Annotated in this window: 13 protein-coding genes; all 13 read left to right on the forward strand. The window is 71.5% G+C overall.

What is annotated here, in order from left to right; all coding sequences use genetic code 11:
- Positions 1-20: 20 nt before the first annotated feature.
- A complete protein-coding gene (locus ACFYZB_RS37585) occupies positions 21-635 on the forward strand; it encodes a Uma2 family endonuclease (RefSeq protein ID WP_388766119.1) in 615 nt (204 codons plus the stop codon).
- A gap of 201 nt (positions 636-836) precedes the next feature.
- Entirely contained in the window at positions 837-2,048 is a 1,212-nt protein-coding gene (locus ACFYZB_RS37590) for an ROK family transcriptional regulator (RefSeq protein ID WP_351212937.1), read from the forward strand.
- Between the two features lie 42 nt (positions 2,049-2,090).
- Positions 2,091-3,434: an ABC transporter substrate-binding protein gene (locus ACFYZB_RS37595; protein WP_388766121.1), complete on the forward strand. Its 1,344-nt coding sequence runs from the start codon at positions 2,091-2,093 to the stop codon at positions 3,432-3,434.
- A 2-nt stretch (positions 3,435-3,436) separates the two neighbouring features.
- The gene (locus ACFYZB_RS37600) at positions 3,437-4,378 is read left to right on the forward strand and encodes a carbohydrate ABC transporter permease (protein ID WP_388766123.1); all 942 of its coding nucleotides are present in this window, start codon (positions 3,437-3,439) and stop codon (positions 4,376-4,378) included.
- A 2-nt stretch (positions 4,379-4,380) separates the two neighbouring features.
- Positions 4,381-5,274 (forward strand): carbohydrate ABC transporter permease, encoded by an 894-nt coding sequence (locus tag ACFYZB_RS37605; RefSeq protein WP_388766125.1) that lies wholly within the window; start codon positions 4,381-4,383, stop codon positions 5,272-5,274.
- Between the two features lie 7 nt (positions 5,275-5,281).
- The gene (locus tag ACFYZB_RS37610; protein WP_388766126.1) at positions 5,282-6,547 is read left to right on the forward strand and encodes a 6-phospho-beta-glucosidase; all 1,266 of its coding nucleotides are present in this window, start codon (positions 5,282-5,284) and stop codon (positions 6,545-6,547) included.
- Complete coding sequence (locus ACFYZB_RS37615) at positions 6,538-7,521, forward strand: N-acetylglucosamine kinase (protein ID WP_388766128.1); 984 nt, start codon at positions 6,538-6,540, stop codon at positions 7,519-7,521. Before ACFYZB_RS37610 ends, ACFYZB_RS37615 begins: the two co-directional genes overlap by 10 nt.
- 167 nt (positions 7,522-7,688) lie before the next feature.
- Positions 7,689-9,119, forward strand: coding sequence for a hypothetical protein (locus ACFYZB_RS37620; RefSeq protein WP_388766130.1), 1,431 nt, complete (start codon positions 7,689-7,691; stop codon positions 9,117-9,119).
- A 14-nt stretch (positions 9,120-9,133) separates the two neighbouring features.
- The gene (locus ACFYZB_RS37625) at positions 9,134-10,168 is read left to right on the forward strand and encodes a glutamate ABC transporter substrate-binding protein (protein WP_351212949.1); all 1,035 of its coding nucleotides are present in this window, start codon (positions 9,134-9,136) and stop codon (positions 10,166-10,168) included.
- 43 nt (positions 10,169-10,211) lie between these two features.
- Positions 10,212-11,489: a hypothetical protein gene (locus ACFYZB_RS37630; protein WP_388766132.1), complete on the forward strand. Its 1,278-nt coding sequence runs from the start codon at positions 10,212-10,214 to the stop codon at positions 11,487-11,489.
- Positions 11,486-14,056 carry a tetratricopeptide repeat protein gene (locus tag ACFYZB_RS37635; protein WP_388766134.1) on the forward strand — a complete coding sequence of 857 codons (2,571 nt, stop codon included), beginning with the start codon at positions 11,486-11,488 and terminating at the stop codon, positions 14,054-14,056. The genes ACFYZB_RS37630 and ACFYZB_RS37635 overlap by 4 nt, the downstream gene beginning before the upstream one ends.
- A gap of 3 nt (positions 14,057-14,059) precedes the next feature.
- Positions 14,060-15,400, forward strand: a complete 1,341-nt coding sequence (locus tag ACFYZB_RS37640; RefSeq protein ID WP_388766136.1) for a PP2C family serine/threonine-protein phosphatase — start codon at positions 14,060-14,062, stop codon at positions 15,398-15,400.
- 107 nt (positions 15,401-15,507) lie between these two features.
- Positions 15,508-16,848: a VWA domain-containing protein gene (locus ACFYZB_RS37645; RefSeq protein ID WP_388766138.1), complete on the forward strand. Its 1,341-nt coding sequence runs from the start codon at positions 15,508-15,510 to the stop codon at positions 16,846-16,848.
- Positions 16,849-16,850: the final 2 nt, after the last annotated feature.

Genomic DNA, 16,850 nt, shown 5'->3' on the forward strand with positions numbered 1-16,850 from the left:
CAGCGTGACGAGGAGAAGCGATGAGCGCCGAACCGATCATGGAGCCGGTCATGACGCAGGACCCCATCGACCTGTTGAACGCGATCGAAGAGGCATCGCCGGTGCCGATTCGACCGGAGTATGTCGAGGGGACGATCATCGTGCCGCCGCAGCCGAACTACAACCACAGCAAGGGCGCCTACAAGCTCGCTGTTCAGTTCACGCTCGCTGGGTTTGACTTGGCAGGTATGGGTTTGGGATTCCGCGCGGCCCAGAAGGACGGCACCACCATCGCCGCAGTAGTCCCCGACTTCTACGTCCTGCGCCGGGAGCCGACCGATCTGGACAACTCCTATCTCAAGACACACCGCTCGTACCCCATCGACATGATCGCTCTGGTCGGCGAGGTCACGTCCACGAACCACAAAACCGACACCGGCCCCAAGTTCCGCGCCTACGCCGCTGCCGGCATCCCCATCTACGTCCTGATCAACCGCCACTCCAAAACGGCCCACTGCTACACCGACCCGGTCCTCCCCGGCGACGACCCCACCGAGGCGTACTACGCCACCGACACCAAGGTCACCCTCGGCGATCCCCTCCCCCTCCCGGCGCCGTACCCCACCCTCGACACCACCCCCTTCCTGGACAACTGACCCCCGGCCCCGCCCCCGAGGTAACGACTCCGTCTCCTCGGGGCCGCTGTCTATTGACGCCCCCTTCGTCCTGGGCTTACGTTCCTCGCACCGCGATAGGAAACTTTCCTAACAGTGATCTTCCCGGGCCGGTGATCAAGGCTGGACGCCACGCCCGGGTCACTGAGAAGCTGGGCGGCTGGAAAGGCAGGTGTCGACCCCATGGCAGGAACCGCCGGTACGCCGGGCACCCCGCGCGTCCTGCGCGCCATGAACGACCGCGCCGCCCTGGACCTCCTGCTGGAGCACGGGCCGCTGTCGCGCACCCGGATCGGGAAGCTCACCGGCCTGTCCAAGCCCACCGCCTCCCAGCTGCTGGCCCGACTGGAGGCGGCGGGGCTCGTCCGGGTCACCGGCACCAGCGAAGGCCGGCCGGGTCCCAACGCCCAGCTGTACGCCGTCAACCCCGCAGCCGCGTACGCCGCCGGGCTGGACGTCACCCCGGAGCGGATCCGCGCCGCCGTCGCCGACGTCACCGGACGGACCGTGGGTGAGTTCGAGCTGCCCACCCCGGGGCGGCGGCCCGCCCAACCCGTCGTCCGGCAGGTCACCGACGCGCTCGACGGTGCCGTCAAGGCCGCCGGGCTCGCCCGGTCCGACGTGCACCGGCTGGTCATCGGCACCCCGGGCGCCTTCGACCCCAACACCGGCCGGCTGCGCTACGCCTCCCACCTGCCCGGCTGGCACTCCCCCACCCTGCTCGACGAGCTCGCCGCCGCCCTGCCGTCGCCGGTGGAGTACGAGAACGACGTCAACCTCGTCGCCCTCGCCGAACAGCGACTCGGGGCGGCCAAGGGCCACGCGGACTTCGTGCTGCTGTGGAACCAGGAAGGCCTCGGCGCCGCCCTGGTCCTCGGTGGCCGGCTGCACCGCGGCTGGACCGGCGGCGCCGGCGAGGTCGGCTTCCTGCCGGTGCCGGGCACGCCCCTGGTGCGGCAGGTGACCAAGGCCAACAGCGGCGGCTACCAGGAGCTGGCCGGCTCCCAGGCCGTACCGAAGCTGGCCCGGGAACTCGGCATCCAGGACCTGCCGCCGGGGTCGTACACCGAGGTCGCCGCCGAACTCGTGGCCCGGGGCGCCGACCACGCCGGCGGCCCCTACCGCGAGCTGCTCCAGACCTACGCGACCCGGCTCGCCACCGGTCTCGCCTCGCTCGTCTCCGTGCTCGACCCCGAACTCGTCGTCCTCAGCGGCTCCGCGCTGACGGCCGGCGGCGAGGTCCTGCGTGCCCTCGTCCAGGCCGAACTGGAGGAGCTGGCCGCGGCCCGCCCCCGGCTGGTCGTCGGCGACGTCCACGAACACCCCGTGCTGCGCGGCGCGTTGGAGTCCGCGCTCGTGACCACCCGCGACGAGGTCTTCGACACCTCGCGCTAGAGCCCCCTCTTCACCCACCCCGTCCCGCTGGGAGACCTCGCCATGTCCGAAGTCATACCCTCAGCTGCCCGAAAAGCGGCTTTTGCCCTTACCGCCTCGCTGGCCCTCCTCACCACCGCCTGTACCGGCCAGTCCGGCTCCGGCGCCACGGACGACGCCACGAAGGACACCACGATCAACTTCTGGCACGCCTGGAGCGCGCCGAACGAGGTGGCCGCCGTCAAGTCCCTGGTCGCCGGCTTCGAGAAGGCGCATCCCAACATCCACGTGCACGTCGTCGGCGACATGACCGACGACAAGATCAACCAGGCACTGCGGTCGGGCGGTGCCGAGGCACCGGACGTGATCTCGTCCTTCACCACCAACAACGTGGGCAAGTTCTGTTCCTCCGGTGCGCTGGTCGACCTCAACCCCTTCTTCAAGAAGTCCGGGATCGACCCCGAGAAGACCTTCCCGAAGACGATGAACGAGTACACCCAGTTCGACGGGAACCGCTGCACGGTGCCGCTGCTCGGTGACGCGTACGGGCTCTACTACAACAAGACGGCGTTCAGGAAGGCCGGGATCGCGGGTCCGCCGAAGACCTGGTCCGAGTTCGAGGCCGACGCCAAGAAACTGACCGTCACCGACGGCGGCTCCTACAAGCAGCTCGGGTTCATGCCGGACTACCACGGCTGGGAGACCACCACCGAGCACTACTTCGCCCAGTTCTCGCCGACGTACTTCGGCAGGGACGGTAAGTCGAACCTCGCCAAGGACCCCGCGTTCGAGAAGGGATTCGCGCTCCAGAAGCGGCTCGTGGACGAACTCGGCGGATTCCAGAGGCTGGAGAAGTTCCGGGCCACCCTGGGTGACGAATGGGGTCCCAAGCACCCCTTCCACACCGGTCAGGTCGCCATGCAGCTCGACGGCGAGTGGCGGCTCGGAATGGCCGAGCAGGCCAAACCGAAGTTCGAGATCGGGGTCGCCCCGCTGCCCGTGCCCGACGACCAGGCGGCACAGTACGGCAAGGGCTACATCACCGGCACCATCGCGGGCATCGCCGCCACCAGTCACAGGCAGAACGCGGCCTGGGAATTCGTCAAGTACATCACCACGGACACGGACGCCGTGGTCGGATTCGCCAACGGCATCCACAACGTCCCCTCCACGCTGGCCGCGCTGAAGTCCCCGAAGCTGACGTACGACCCGCGGTTCAAGACCTTCCTCGACATCGCCGCCAACCCGAACTCCGCCACGACTCCCGCCTCCATCAACGGGGGCCAGTACCTGGTGACGATCCAGCAGTTCGGCTACGACTACGAAAGCGGCAAGGTCACCGATCTGAAAGCCGGTCTGAAGACGACGGCCGCGCAGATCGACACGGACATCGCGCAGGCGAAGTAGCCATGAGTGCGCTCACCCTGGCGTCCAAGCGCCGACGGGCGGCCCTGAGAACCGCCGCCTTCATGTCGCCCTGGCTGATCGGTTTCGCGGTCTTCTTCGCGTACCCGCTGATCTCGACGGTCTATTTCTCCTTCATGCACTACGACGGCTTCCGGCCGCCGACATGGAGCGGTGGGAAGAACTGGCGTTACGTCTTCGAGCACTACCCGCTCTTCTGGCCGGCCCTGCGCAACACGCTGTGGCTGGTGCTGGTGATGGTGACGCTCCGGGTCGTCTTCGGACTCGGCATCGGCCTGCTCATCACCAGGATCAGGACGGGCACGGGGGTCTTCCGCACCCTCTTCTACCTGCCGTACCTGGCCCCGCCGGTCGCCGCGACCATGGCCTTCGCCTTCCTGCTCAACCCCGGTACGGGCCCGGTCAACTCGATCCTGGAGAAGGCGGGCGTCCCGGCGCCGGGCTGGTTCAACGACCCCAGCTGGTCCAAGCCGGCCCTGACCCTGCTGGCGCTGTGGGGCATCGGTGACCTCATGGTCATCTTCATGGCCGCGCTGCTGGACGTGCCGACCGAGCAGTACGAGGCGGCCGAGCTGGACGGGGCCTCGGCCTGGCAGCGGTTCCGGTACGTCACCCTGCCGAACATCTCCCCGATCGTGATGTTCGCGGTCGTCACCGGCGTGATCCAGACCATGCAGTACTACACCCAGCCGCTGATCGCCGGAAAGGTCGCCTCCGGGGTGATCCAGGGCGCGGGCACCCAGTTCGAGCCCGGCTACCCGGACAAGTCCACGCTCACCCTCCCCCAGCTCGTCTACAACCTCGGCTTCCAGCGCTTCGACTACGGCTCGGCCTGCGTGGTGGCGCTGGTGCTGTTCGCCCTGTCGATGGTGTTCACCGGGTTCCTGATGCGGCGCCGGGGCGGTCTCATCCAGGCAGGTGACTGACCATGACCCAAGTACTGGACCAGCCGGTGAAGCTCGCTCCCCCCGTCTCCGGGGCCGAACGCACCGCCCGGCGCAGGGCCCTGTTCGAATGGATCGCGATCCACTCCCTCGGCGTCGCCGCAGCCCTGTTCTTCACCCTGCCGTTCGTGTTCGTGTTCCTGACCTCGCTGATGAGCGACACCCAGGCGCTCAGCCGCGATCTGGTCCCGCACACCTGGGAGTGGGGCAACTACCGGAAGGTCTTCGACACGCCCGGCTTTCTGACCTGGTGGAAGAACACCCTGATCTACGCCGGCCTCGGCACCGTCCTGACCGTGGTGTCGTCCATCCCGGTGGCGTACGCGCTCGCCAAGTTCCGCTTCCGGGGCCGCAATCTGTCCCTCATGCTGGTGATCTCGATGATGATGCTGCCCCCGCAGGTGGTCATCATCCCGATGTACCTGTTCTGGGCGAAGCAGCTGGACCTGTCCGGCACGCTGTGGCCGCTGGTCATCCCGATGGCGTTCGGCGACGCGTTCTCCGTCTTCCTGCTGCGCCAGTTCCTGATGACGATCCCGAACGAGTACCTGGACGCGGCGAGGGTTGACGGCTGCGGTGATCTCAGAACCCTGCTGAAGGTCGTCCTGCCCATGGCCAGGCCGGGCATCGCGGCCGTCGCCCTCTTCCAGTTCTTCTACGCCTGGAACGACTACTTCGGCCCGCAGATCTACGCGTCCGAGAACCCCGGCGCCTGGACCCTGTCCTACGGCCTGGAGTCCTTCAAGGGCGCCCACCACACCGACTGGAACCTCACCATGGCCGCGACCGTGCTGGTCATGGCGCCCGTGATCCTCGTGTTCTTCTTCGCCCAGAGGGCGTTCGTCGAGGGCGTCACCCTCACCGGAGTAAAGGGTTGATCCGACTGTGAAACTCACTGTGGTGGGCGGAGGCTCGACCTACACGCCCGAACTCATCGACGGTTTCGCGCGTCTGCGCGACACCCTGCCCATCGAGGAACTCGTCCTGGTGGATCCGGCCGCCGAGCGCCTGGAGCTGGTGGGCGGGCTGGCCCGGCGGATCTTCGCCAAGCAGGGACACCCCGGCCGGATCGTCACCACCGCCGACCTGGACGCGGGCGTCGACGGCGCCGACGCCGTACTGCTCCAGCTGCGCGTCGGCGGCCAGGCCGCCCGCGAGCAGGACGAGACCTGGCCGCTGGAGTGCGGCTGCGTCGGCCAGGAGACCACCGGCGCGGGCGGCCTGGCCAAGGCCCTGCGCACGGTCCCGGTGGTCCTCGACATCGCCGAACAGGTGCGCCGTACCAACCCGCGTGCCTGGATCATCGACTTCACCAACCCGGTCGGGATCGTCACCCGCGCCCTGCTCCAGGCCGGGCACCGGGCGGTGGGGCTGTGCAACGTGGCGATCGGGTTCCAGCGGAAGTTCGCCGGCCTGCTGGGCGTGGCACCGGCCGACGTCCATCTCGGGCACGTGGGCCTCAACCACCTCACGTGGGAGACGGGGGTACATCTGGGCGGTCCGGAGGGCGAGAACGTCCTGCCCGAGCTGCTGGCCGGGCACGGCGACACCATCGCCGACGACCTGCACCTCCCGCGCCCCCTCCTGGACCGCCTGGGCGTGGTCCCCTCCTACTACCTGCGCTACTACTACGCGCACGACGAAGTCGTGCGCGAACTGCGCACCAAGCCGTCCCGGGCTGCCGAAGTGGCGGCCATGGAGCGGGAGTTGCTCGCGATGTACGGCGACCCCTCCCTGGCCGAGAAGCCGGCGCTGCTGGCCAGGCGGGGCGGCGCCTACTACTCGGAGGCGGCCGTGGACCTGGCGGCGGCCCTGCTGGGCGGGGGAGGCAGCCCCTACCAGGTGGTGAACGCCGTCAACCGGGGCACGCTGCCCTTCCTCCCCGACGACGCAGTGATCGAGGTCCAGGCCGCGGTCGGCCCGGCCGGCCCGGCCCCGCTGCCGGTGCCCGAGCTCGACCCCCTGTTCTCCGGTCTGATCGCGAACGTGACGGCGTACGAGGACCTGGCCCTGGAGGCGGCGCTGCGCGGCGGCCGCGACCGCGTCTTCCGCGCGCTGCTCGCCCATCCGCTCATCGGCCAGTACGCGTACGCCGACGCCCTCACCGACCAGCTGATCGCACACAACCGGGAGCACCTCGCGTGGGCCTGACCTCACCCGTTCCCGCAGGGGTACTCGCCATCGACGCGGGCAACAGCAAGACCGACGTGGCCGTGGTCACCGCCGCCGGGGAGGTGCTGGCCACGGCTCGCGGCGGCGGCTTCCGCCCGCCCGTGGTCGGGGTGCCGGCGGCGCTGGAGGCGCTGGCCGAACCGGTGGGGCGCGCCTTCGCGGACGCGGGCGTCACCTCCGTCTCGCACGTCTCGGCGTGCCTGGCCAACGCCGATCTCCCCGTCGAGGAGGAGCAGTTGGCGACGGCGCTGGGGGCGCGCGGCTGGGGCGCGTCGGTGGAGGTGCGCAACGACACCTTCGCGATCCTGCGGGCGGGTGTCACCGAGCCGCGCGGGGTGGCCGTGGTGTGCGGGGCGGGCATCAACTGCGTCGGCATGCGACCCGACGGCCGTACCGCGCGCTTCCCGGCCATCGGCCGTATCTCCGGGGACTGGGGCGGGGGCTGGGGGCTGGCGGAGGAGGCCCTGTGGTTCGCGGCGCGCGCGGAGGACGGCCGGGGCGGGCCGACGGCGCTCGCCCGCACCCTGCCCGGCCACTTCGGCCTGCCGACCATGTACGCGCTGATCGAAGCCCTGCACCTGGAGCACGTGGGCCACGACCGCCGACACGAGCTGACACCGGTGCTCTTCGCGACCGCCGCCGAGGGCGATGCGGTGGCGCGCTCGATCGTCGCCCGGCTCGCGGAGGAGGTCGCGGTGATGGCCACGGTGGCGCTGACCCGACTTGACCTGCTAGACGAGGAGACGCCGGTCCTGCTGGGCGGCAGCGTCCTGACCGCCGGTCACGCCCTGCTCGACGACGGCATCCGCGACCTGCTGGCCGCCCGCGCCCCCAAGGCCGACGTCCGCGTGGTCACCGCGAGCCCGGTCCTGGGCGCGGCCCTGCTGGGCCTGGACCGGCTGGGGGCGGACGCACAGGCGCGGGAGCGGGCGCGGGTGCACTGGAAGGGGTGAGCGGGGCGCGGGGCGCGGGAGGCGGCCCCGCTGGAACCGAACAGTTGCACAGGGCGTATTCATGAGCAGCGCACGCTGCGATCCGATCAAGATCCAGTGAAGGCCGGTGCGGATGTCGGTCCCGGCGGCGATACTTGGCGCGAACGGATGACCCTGGGGGAGGTCGAGTGACACACGCGCCGCAGAGCAGCACGGCACCACCACCGCCGGCGGGCCCCGGCGTGCCCGCCGCCCCCGGCATCCCCGCGCAGCCCGCCCGCCCGGCTCCCCCCGGCCCGTCCGCCCGGCGGACCGCGTTCGCCGAGGGCGTCGACCGGCTGCGGGACGCGGCGACCACCGAGCCCGGGCGGCTGCGGATGATCGGGGCCGTACTGGCGCTGCTGGTCGTGGCGTTCGGCGCGGTCACCGCCTGGCAGGCCAGTGAGCGGGCGGCCGCCGCCGACGACGTGCTGCACCGCAGCCAGCCGCTCAGTTCCGGCGCGGCCGACATCTACCGCTCGCTCGCGGACGCCAACACGGCCGCCTCCAGCGGTTTCCTGGCCGGCGGGCAGGAGACGGCCGCCTCCCGGGACCGGTACGAGAAGGACATCCAGACGGCCGCATCGGGACTGGTGACCGCCGCCGCGAACGCCGAACCGGGATCGGCCTCCGAGGCGACCATCGCCAGGCTGAACAAGCTGCTGCCCGCGTACAAGGGGCTCATCGAGCGCGCCCGGACCTACAACCGGCAGGGCTACCCGGTCGGCGGCGCGTATCTGCGCTACGCCAACGAGAAGATGCAGAGGGAGATGCTCCCGACGGCGGAGGATCTCTACACCAAGGAGAACCAGCGGCTCGACGCCGACTACGGGGACGCGACCCCGTACCCGTGGGTCGCCATCGCGCTCGGCGTGCTCGCGCTGGCCGCGCTCGGCTGGGCCCAGCAGCGCAGCTACCGGCGCACCAACCGGGTCCTCAACCACGGCCTGGTCGCCGCCTCCTCCGCCACCACCATCGCCCTGCTGTGGCTGGTCGTCGGGCACGCGGTGGCCCGCTCGGAGCTGAACGGCTCCTACGACCACGGCATCCGCTCGCTGACCGTTCTGCACGACGCCCGCATCGCCTCCCTCAAGGCACGCGGCAACGAGAACCTGAGTCTGGTGGCGCGCGGCGCCGAGACCATCACGGTCGACGGGCAGACGTACGACGCGTACTACTACGACTTCGACAAGGACATGACCACCCTCGGCAACGGTCTGACCCGGGCGGCGAAGCTCGCCGACGACCAGGGCGGCGGCGCACCGGTGAAGGCGGCGGAGGGCAACATGGCGGTGTGGAAGCAGCGTCACGCGGCGGCCCGCACCGAGGACGAGGACGGCAACTACCAGCTGGCGCTGGACAAGGTGATCGGCGCCAAGGGCGCCACCGGCGAGTGCTTCGACAGCGTCGACGCCAACCTCGCCCGGGCCATCGACCACGAGCAGACCGAGTTCCAGCAGGCCGCCGGCGACGGCCGGGACGCCATGACCGGGCTGCCGGTGGGCGCGGCCGTGCTCGCGGTGCTCGGCGCGGCCGGGGCGCTGTTCGGCATCGGCCGCAGGCTTTCGGAGTACCGGTGACAGGGGGCATGACGATGTACGCGGCACGTGTACGGGCCTCCCTGCGGGGCTGGGGCGGGGTCGGCGCGATGGCGGTGCTGTGTGCGCTGGCGCTGGCGTTCGTCCTGCTGCTGCCGTGCACCCAGCAGTCCCCGCAGCACCGTCCGGCACGGACCGGTCAGGCCGTCGCCAGCGGTGTGCAGGCCCGCGCCGAGGACTGCAAGCCCGACGAGGCGCAGAACCAGACCCTGTCGCCGTCCGACGCGGACGGCCCGACCATCGACGCGATCAAGGCCCGTACGGGCGCCAAGCGCAAACTGATCGTCGGCGTCGACCAGAACAGCTACCACTGGGGCTACCGCAACCCGAACACGCAGGGCGCGGAGCTGGAGGGCTTCGACATCGACCTGGTGCACCGGATCGCACAGGACATCCTCGGCGACCCGGGCGCGGTGCAGTTCAAGGCGATCCCGACCAGCCAGCGGATCTCCGCGATACAGGACGGGCGGGTGGACCTGGTCGTGCGGACCATGACGATCACCTGCGAGCGGCTGTCCCAGGTGGCGTTCTCCGCGCCCTACTTCAAGACCGGACAGCAGGTCCTCGCGCCCAAGTCGTCGTCCATCACGGGCTACAACGGCACCCTGGCGCACCAGCGGATCTGCACGGCGGCCGGTTCGACGGCGTACACCAAGCTGGACGCCGACAGGAAGGACGGCACGCTGCCCTCCTCCACGGACATCTCCACGACCGTCCCGAACCAGCTCGACTGCCTGGTCAGGCTGCAACTCGGCGAGGTGGACGCGGTGGTGACCGACGGCGCGCTCGCCGCCAGCCAGGCCGCGCAGGACCCCACCGTCGAACTGAAGGGCGGGGCGTTCACCACCGAGTACTACGGCGTGGCGATGAAGAAGGACGCCTCCGATCTGGTACGCCGGGTCAATCGCATTCTGGTGGGCTACCGCGCCAGCGGCTGGCAGGCGTCCTACGACACATGGCTGTCGGCGACACTGGGGAAGGACTCCAGCGCGTCCAAGCCGCCCGCGCCGCAGTATCTGCGCACGAGTTGAGCCACATCCGACCGGAAAACCCCCAAGCAGCGAGAGGTGATCGATGGGCGTCACGGACCCCGCCGGGCCGGTGATGGACCGGGACGAGGTGGACCGTGCGCTGGCGCGGCTCGGCCAGGAGCACGAGGCGATCGAGACCTCGCTGCTGGCGCTGCAGGACCACGCGGGCCGCAGACTCCTCGAGGGCGCCGACCTGACCGGTGTCACCAGGGAACGCTGGCAGGAGACGGAGACGCGGATCACCCGGCTGTGGGGGTACTTCGACGCCTACGCGGCCGCGCTGCGCTCCGCCCGTGAGATCCGCGCCCGGCGCCGCTGGGCCAGCCGCGAGGACCTGGTGGAACTGACCGAGCTGCTGCGCGGCGAGTCCGTCACCGTGGCCGGGAACGGCGTGCTCAGCGAGTCCTTCTCGCTGTCCGCGCTGGTGGACCGGATGAACGAGCTGTACGCGACGAGCCTGGACCTGGTCGTGGCCTGCGACGCGGTGTGGTCGGCGTTGCCCGCCCGGATCGATTTACTCGCCGCGGAACTGCAGCGCACCCGCAAACTGGCCCACTCCGTGGGGGTGCGCCCCGGCGAGCACCCCTCCGGTGACGACCTGGAGCGGATCACCCGCACGCTCACCAGGCTCAGGGAGGACGTCATCTCCGACCCGCTCGCGTTCTGGGTGCCGGCCGAGGGCAGTTCGGCGCCCGGCGGCGGCCGTCCGGACACCACGGTGTACGACCGTGAGGCGCGCGCCCTGGAGGACGTGCGCCGGGAGATCGACGCGGTGCTGACGGTCCGGCAGGACGCGGAGGCGCGGCTGATCCGGCTGCGGGACGTGCTCTCGCGCGCCGACCGCACCCTCGCCGAGGCCCGCACCGCGCGCGGCGAGGTGCTGGCGAAGATCGCGGCGACCGAGGTGCCGGTGGTCAGCGGCCCGCCGACCGTGCTCCAGGAGCAGCTGGCGACGGCGGCCGAGTACCGCAGGCAGGCGCAGTGGCACCGGCTCTCCCCGCTCCTGGAGTCCCTGGAGCAGAAGGCGGAGGACGAACTGCTGCGCGCCCGCGAGTCGCTCACCGCGGTCACCGCGCCGCTCGCGGTCCGCGCCGAGCTGCGCGGCCGGCTCGACGCGTACAAGGCGAAGGTCGCCCGGCACGGCCTCGCGGAGGACCCGTTCCTGGTCGAGCGGTACGACGCGGCCCGGCGCATGCTGTGGAGCGCGCCCTGCGACCTGCGGGTGGCCGAGCAGGCCGTGCTGCGGTACCAGCAGCTGGCGGCCGAGCTGCTCGGCGGCGGCTCGGGCGCGCCCGAGGACCGTAAGGGGGACCAGTCATGAGTCAGCCGGGGCAGACCTGTCAGCGGCCGGGCTGCGAGGGGTCGTACGAGGACGTGGGCGGCGGCGAGCTGTACTGCGACACCTGCGGCCTCGCACCCGTCGTCTCGGCGAGCGGGCTGGTCGGGTCGCCGGCGACCGGGGTGACCAGGGGGGCGGCGGACAGCGGGAGTTCGCGCAGCAGCTCACGCACGTCCTCGCAGTCGTCGAAGTCGCGCCGCTCGGTGTCCGGGCGGCTGTCGCGCTCGGCGTCGGGCCGGTCCACCGGCCGTTCGGTGTCGGTGCGCAGTTCTGGTTCGTCGTCGGGGACGTCGACGCGCGGCCGGCTGGGGGCCGGGCTCGTGAGCGTGCCGCAGGTGCCGCGGCCGGATCCGCGCTCGATGGTGCTGGAGAACCCGGAGGTGCCGGAGCGGAAGCGGTTCTGCTCGCGCTCGGACTGCGGGGCGCCGGTGGGCCGGGCACGGGGTGATCGTCCTGGCCGTACGGAGGGCTTCTGCACCAAGTGCGGGCATCCGTACTCCTTCGTGCCCAAGCTGAAGGCCGGGGACGTCGTGCACGGCCAGTACGAGGTCGCGGGCTGTCTCGCGCACGGCGGGCTCGGCTGGATCTACCTCGCCGTGGACCGGGCCGTCTCCGACCGGTGGGTGGTGCTCAAGGGCCTGCTGGACACCGGCGACCAGGACGCGATGGCCGCCGCGATCTCCGAGCGGCGCTTCCTCGCGGAGATCGAGCACGCCAACATCGTGCGGATCTACAACTTCGTGGAGCACCTGGACCAGCGCACCGGCTCCCTCGACGGCTACATCGTCATGGAGTACGTCGGCGGCAAGTCCCTGAAGGAGATCGCCAACGCCCGCCGCACCCCGGAGGGCCGCCGAGACCCGCTGCCGGTGGAGCAGGCCTGCGCGTACGGCATCGAGACCCTGGAGGCCCTCGGTCACCTGCACAGCCGTAACCTCCTGTACTGCGACTTCAAGGTCGACAACGCCATCCAGACCGAGGACCAGCTCAAGCTGATCGACATGGGCGCCGTGCGCCGCATGGACGACGACGAGTCCGCGATCTACGGCACGGTCGGCTACCAGGCGCCCGAGGTCGCCGAGGTCGGCCCGTCGGTGGCGAGCGACCTGTACACGGTCGGCCGTACGCTCGCGGTGCTCACGTTCGACTTCCAGGGCTACACGAACGTCTACGTGGACTCGCTGCCCGACCCCGACACCATCGACGTCTTCCGCCGTTACGAGTCCTTCTACCGGCTCCTCGTCCGCGCCACCGACCCCGACCCGGCCCGCCGGTTCGCCTCCGCACAGGAGATGGCCGAGCAGCTGACGGGTGTCCTGCGCGAGGTCGTCTCCCTGCAGACCGGCCACGCCCGGCCCGCCCTGTCCACCCTCTTCGCCCCCGAAGTGAAGGTAACCGACCGGGAGTTGTTCCCCCGGCTGGACGGGGATGTGTCCCGGCTGGGGGCACGGGAGGTACGGGGACGCAGGCGGCGGGGCGCCGGAGCGCCGGGGACGGCCGCCGGTCCTGGTGCCGGTGGGCTCGCGCAGGGCGCGGCAGGCCCCGCAACCGGTGCGCCCGCGCACGGGACATCCGGGCCCGCGGCCTCCGGCCTGCCCCCGGCCGCCCTCGTCCGGCCCGTCGACACCCCCGCCACCGCGCTCGCCCTGCCGGCCCCGCTGGTCGATCCGGGCGACCCCAACGCGGGCTTCCTCGCGGGCCTGATGACCTCCGCGCCGGCCGAGCTGATCGGTGCCCTGGACGCGGCGCCGACGCAGACCGTGGAGACCCGGCTCCGGCAGGTCCGCGCCCGGCTGGAGAGCGGCGACCACCAGGCCGCGCTGATGAGCCTGGCCAAGCTGGAGGAGGAACGGCCCGACGACTGGCGGGTGGTGTGGTACCGGGGCGTGGCCGCCCTGGTCACCGGCGACTTCGAGGGCGCCGCGCTGTCCTTCGACGCGATCTACGACGCCTTCCCCGGCGAGGCCGCGCCCAAGCTGGCGCTCGGCCTGTGCGCGGAGGTGCTGGGCCAACTGGACAACGCGGCCGAGTACTACCACCTGGTGTGGGCGACCGACCCGAGCTTCGTGAGCGCCGCGTTCGGGCTCGCCCGGGTGCAGCTCGCGGCCGGGAACCGGCACGGTGCCGTACGGACCCTGGAGTCGGTGCCGGAGTCCTCCATCCACTACACGGCCGCCCGGGTCGCCGCCGTACGGGCGCGGCTGAGACAGCGCACGGCAACCGCCGGTGACGTACCGTTCCTGGACGACCTGACGGCCGCCGCCGGGCAGGTCGAGGCGCTGGACGCGTACGGCCTGGACCCGGCGCGACGCGAGCAGTTGGCCGCGGAAGTGCTCGGTTCGGCGCTGGACTGGATACTCTCCGGAGGCCAGGGCACCCAGCCCGCCGCCGGTGGACGGGTGCTGCTGGGCAGCGGTCTGGACGAGCGGGGCCTCCGCTTCGGCCTGGAGCGCGCCTACCGCACGCTGGCCCGGCTGGCGCCCGGCGGCGAGGAGAGGATCGAACTGGTGGAACGGGCCAACCGTTACCGCCCCCGGACGTGGGTGTAGTTGATGTCGCAGATGCCCCAGCAGGCCGCACCGGCGAAGTGCCCGAGCTGCGCGGAGCCCGTGGAGTCGGGCGACCTCTTCTGCGGAGCGTGCGGGTACGACCTCTCCGTCGTACCCGAGCCGCCGCAGGACCATCCGACGCTGACCATGACCGGCTCCGCGGCCGGTTCCGGCGGGGACGGCGTGGGCTGGCCCGCCCCCGACCCGGACGGCTCCGGCATCCCGCCGGCGCCGCACCTGCCGACCGACCTGCCCGGCACCGACTCCGGCGGCACCCCCCTGCCCGAGCACGGGCCCGGCCCGCAGGGAGGCCCGGGGCAGCCGGCCGGCTCCGGGGTGCGCTTCGACCGGCCCGCCGAGCCCGAGGAGTACCCGCTGCAGGCGCCCGACCCGCGCGTGGCCGAGAACCTCGCCCCGCCGGAGGAGCCGACGCAGGTGTGCGTGGCCTGCCGGGCCGGCCGGGTGGACAGCGACGGCTACTGCGAGAACTGCGGGCACGCCCAGCCCCGCGAACGCGACCACATGGAGCGGGAGTCGGGCCCGGTGGCCGCCGTCAGCGACCGGGGCCTGCGCCATCACCGCAACGAGGACGCCTTCGCCGTCGGCCACACCGCGCTGCCCGACGGCACCCCGGCCGCCGTCGCGATCGTCTGCGACGGCGTGTCCTCCGCGACCCGCCCCGACGACGCGTCGACCGCCGCCTCGCAGGCGGCCGGTGACACGCTGCTGACCTGCCTGCCGCGCGGCACGCATCCGCAGACGGCCATGCACGAGGCGATCGTCGCCGCCGCGCAGGCCGTGAACGCCCTCGCCGAGGAACCCGCCACGGCCCGTGAGCACGCCCCGCACCAGAACGCCCCGGCGTGCACGATCGTGGGCGCGGTGGTCGCCTCCGGGCTGCTGGTCGTCGGCTGGGTCGGGGACAGCCGCGTCTACTGGGTGCCGGACGACCGCAGCGCGCCGGCGGCCCGGCTGACCGAGGACGACTCCTGGGCCGCGCAGATGGTCGCCGCCGGCCTGATGAGCGAGGCCGAGGCGTACGCCGACGAGCGCGCCCACGCGATCACCGGCTGGCTCGGCGCGGACGCCTACGAACTGGAGCCGCACACCGCCTCCTTCAAGCCGGACCGGCCCGGAGTCGTGGTGGTGTGCACCGACGGCCTGTGGAACTACGCCGAGACGGCCGAGGAGATGTCCGAGGTCGTGCCGGCGGACGCGGCCGCGCGCCCGCTGCACAGCGCCCGGGTGCTGGTCGGCCACGCCCTGGACGGCGGGGGCCACGACAACGTAACAGTGGCCGTCGTGCCGTTCCCGGCGCCGCCGCAGGGGGCAGGATCGGCCTGAGGCCGCGGGAGCGGGAGCGGGGAAGCCTCGCACGGACCGCCGGGGAACGGTCCGTTCACAGCCGTCGCCCTGTGTCAGCGGGGCGGTCAAGGGGGATTTGAGTACGCATGGCCAATTTCGCGAAGTCGCATGTGCCGCAGTTCTCGATGGACGTCTATCAGAACGAGTACCTGCCGGAGGGCGGGCGCGAGGTCAACGCGATCGTCACCGTGACGGCGACCGGCGGCGGCACCGTCGGGTCCGCCGTGACCCCGGTGTATCCCAAGGGCCAGGGCCCGGCCGCCGCCGTGGCCCTCATGGTCGACTGCTCCGGTTCGATGGACTACCCGCCGACCAAGATGCGCAACGCCCGGGACGCCACGGCCGCCGCGATCGACACCCTGCGCGACGGCACGCACTTCGCGGTGATCGGCGGCACGCACGTGGCCAAGGAGGTCTACCCGGGCGGCGGGGGCCTCGCGGTCGCCGATCCCGCCACCCGCGAGCAGGCCAAGCAGGCGCTGCGCAAGGTGAGCGCGGGCGGCGGCACGGCCATCGGCACCTGGCTGCGGCTCGCCGACCGGCTCCTCAACTCGGCGGACGTCACCATCCGGCACGGCATCCTGCTCACCGACGGCCGCAACGAGCACGAGTCGCCGGAGGACCTGCGAGCGGCGCTGGAGGCGTGTGCCGGACGGTTCACCTGTGACGCGCGGGGCGTGGGCACCGACTGGGAAGTGAAAGAAGTCACAGAGATCGCCTCCGCGCTGCTCGGCACCGCCGACATCGTCGCCGACCCGGCCGGCCTCGCCGCCGACTTCACGCAGATGATGGAGACGGCGATGGGCAAGGAGGTCGCGGACGTCTCCCTGCGGGTGTGGACGCCGGTCGGCACGACCATCCGCTTCGTCAAGCAAGTCGCGCCCACCGTCGAGGACTTGACCGCCCGCCGCACCGAGGCAGGGCCGCGCGCCGGGGACTATCCGACCGGGTCCTGGGGCGACGAGTCCCGCGACTACCACCTGTGCGCGGAGGTGCCGGCGGCCGGCCTGGGCCAGGAGATGCTCGCCGCGCGGGTCTCCCTGGTGGTGCCCCAATCGGACGGATCGGTACAGAACCTCGGTGCACAGGGGCTCGTACGGGCGGTGTGGACCGACGACATGGCGGCCTCCACCTCGATCAACCCCCAAGTCGCCCACTACACCGGGCAGGCCGAACTGGCACAAGCCATCAAGCAAGGTCTCGATCTCCGCAAAGCGGGTGATTTCGATGGTGCAACGGCCAAACTGGGGCGTGCCGTTCAGCTCGCCAACGCCTCCGGGAACGCCGATACTGCGAAACTGCTTGCGAAGGTGGTGGACGTGGTCGACGCCGCGACAGGTACTGTGCGGTTGAAGACGAAGGTCGCAGAGGCGGATGAGATGACTCTGGAGACCCGATCCACAAAGACTGTTCGTGTAAAGAAGTGACC

This window comes from Streptomyces sp. NPDC001852 (assembly GCF_042891825.1).
Classification (GTDB): domain Bacteria; phylum Actinomycetota; class Actinomycetes; order Streptomycetales; family Streptomycetaceae; genus Streptomyces.

Coding starts and splice junctions, on each gene's coding strand:
- ACFYZB_RS37625 (WP_351212949.1), top strand. CDS start 9,134: ATGTACGCGGCACGTGTACGGGCCTCCCTGCGGGGCTGGGGCGGGGTC.
- ACFYZB_RS37595 (WP_388766121.1), top strand. CDS start 2,091: ATGTCCGAAGTCATACCCTCAGCTGCCCGAAAAGCGGCTTTTGCCCTT.
- ACFYZB_RS37640 (WP_388766136.1), top strand. CDS start 14,060: ATGTCGCAGATGCCCCAGCAGGCCGCACCGGCGAAGTGCCCGAGCTGC.
- ACFYZB_RS37645 (WP_388766138.1), top strand. CDS start 15,508: ATGGCCAATTTCGCGAAGTCGCATGTGCCGCAGTTCTCGATGGACGTC.
- ACFYZB_RS37605 (WP_388766125.1), top strand. CDS start 4,381: ATGACCCAAGTACTGGACCAGCCGGTGAAGCTCGCTCCCCCCGTCTCC.
- ACFYZB_RS37590 (WP_351212937.1), top strand. CDS start 837: ATGGCAGGAACCGCCGGTACGCCGGGCACCCCGCGCGTCCTGCGCGCC.
- ACFYZB_RS37600 (WP_388766123.1), top strand. CDS start 3,437: ATGAGTGCGCTCACCCTGGCGTCCAAGCGCCGACGGGCGGCCCTGAGA.
- ACFYZB_RS37630 (WP_388766132.1), top strand. CDS start 10,212: ATGGGCGTCACGGACCCCGCCGGGCCGGTGATGGACCGGGACGAGGTG.
- ACFYZB_RS37635 (WP_388766134.1), top strand. CDS start 11,486: ATGAGTCAGCCGGGGCAGACCTGTCAGCGGCCGGGCTGCGAGGGGTCG.
- ACFYZB_RS37585 (WP_388766119.1), top strand. CDS start 21: ATGAGCGCCGAACCGATCATGGAGCCGGTCATGACGCAGGACCCCATC.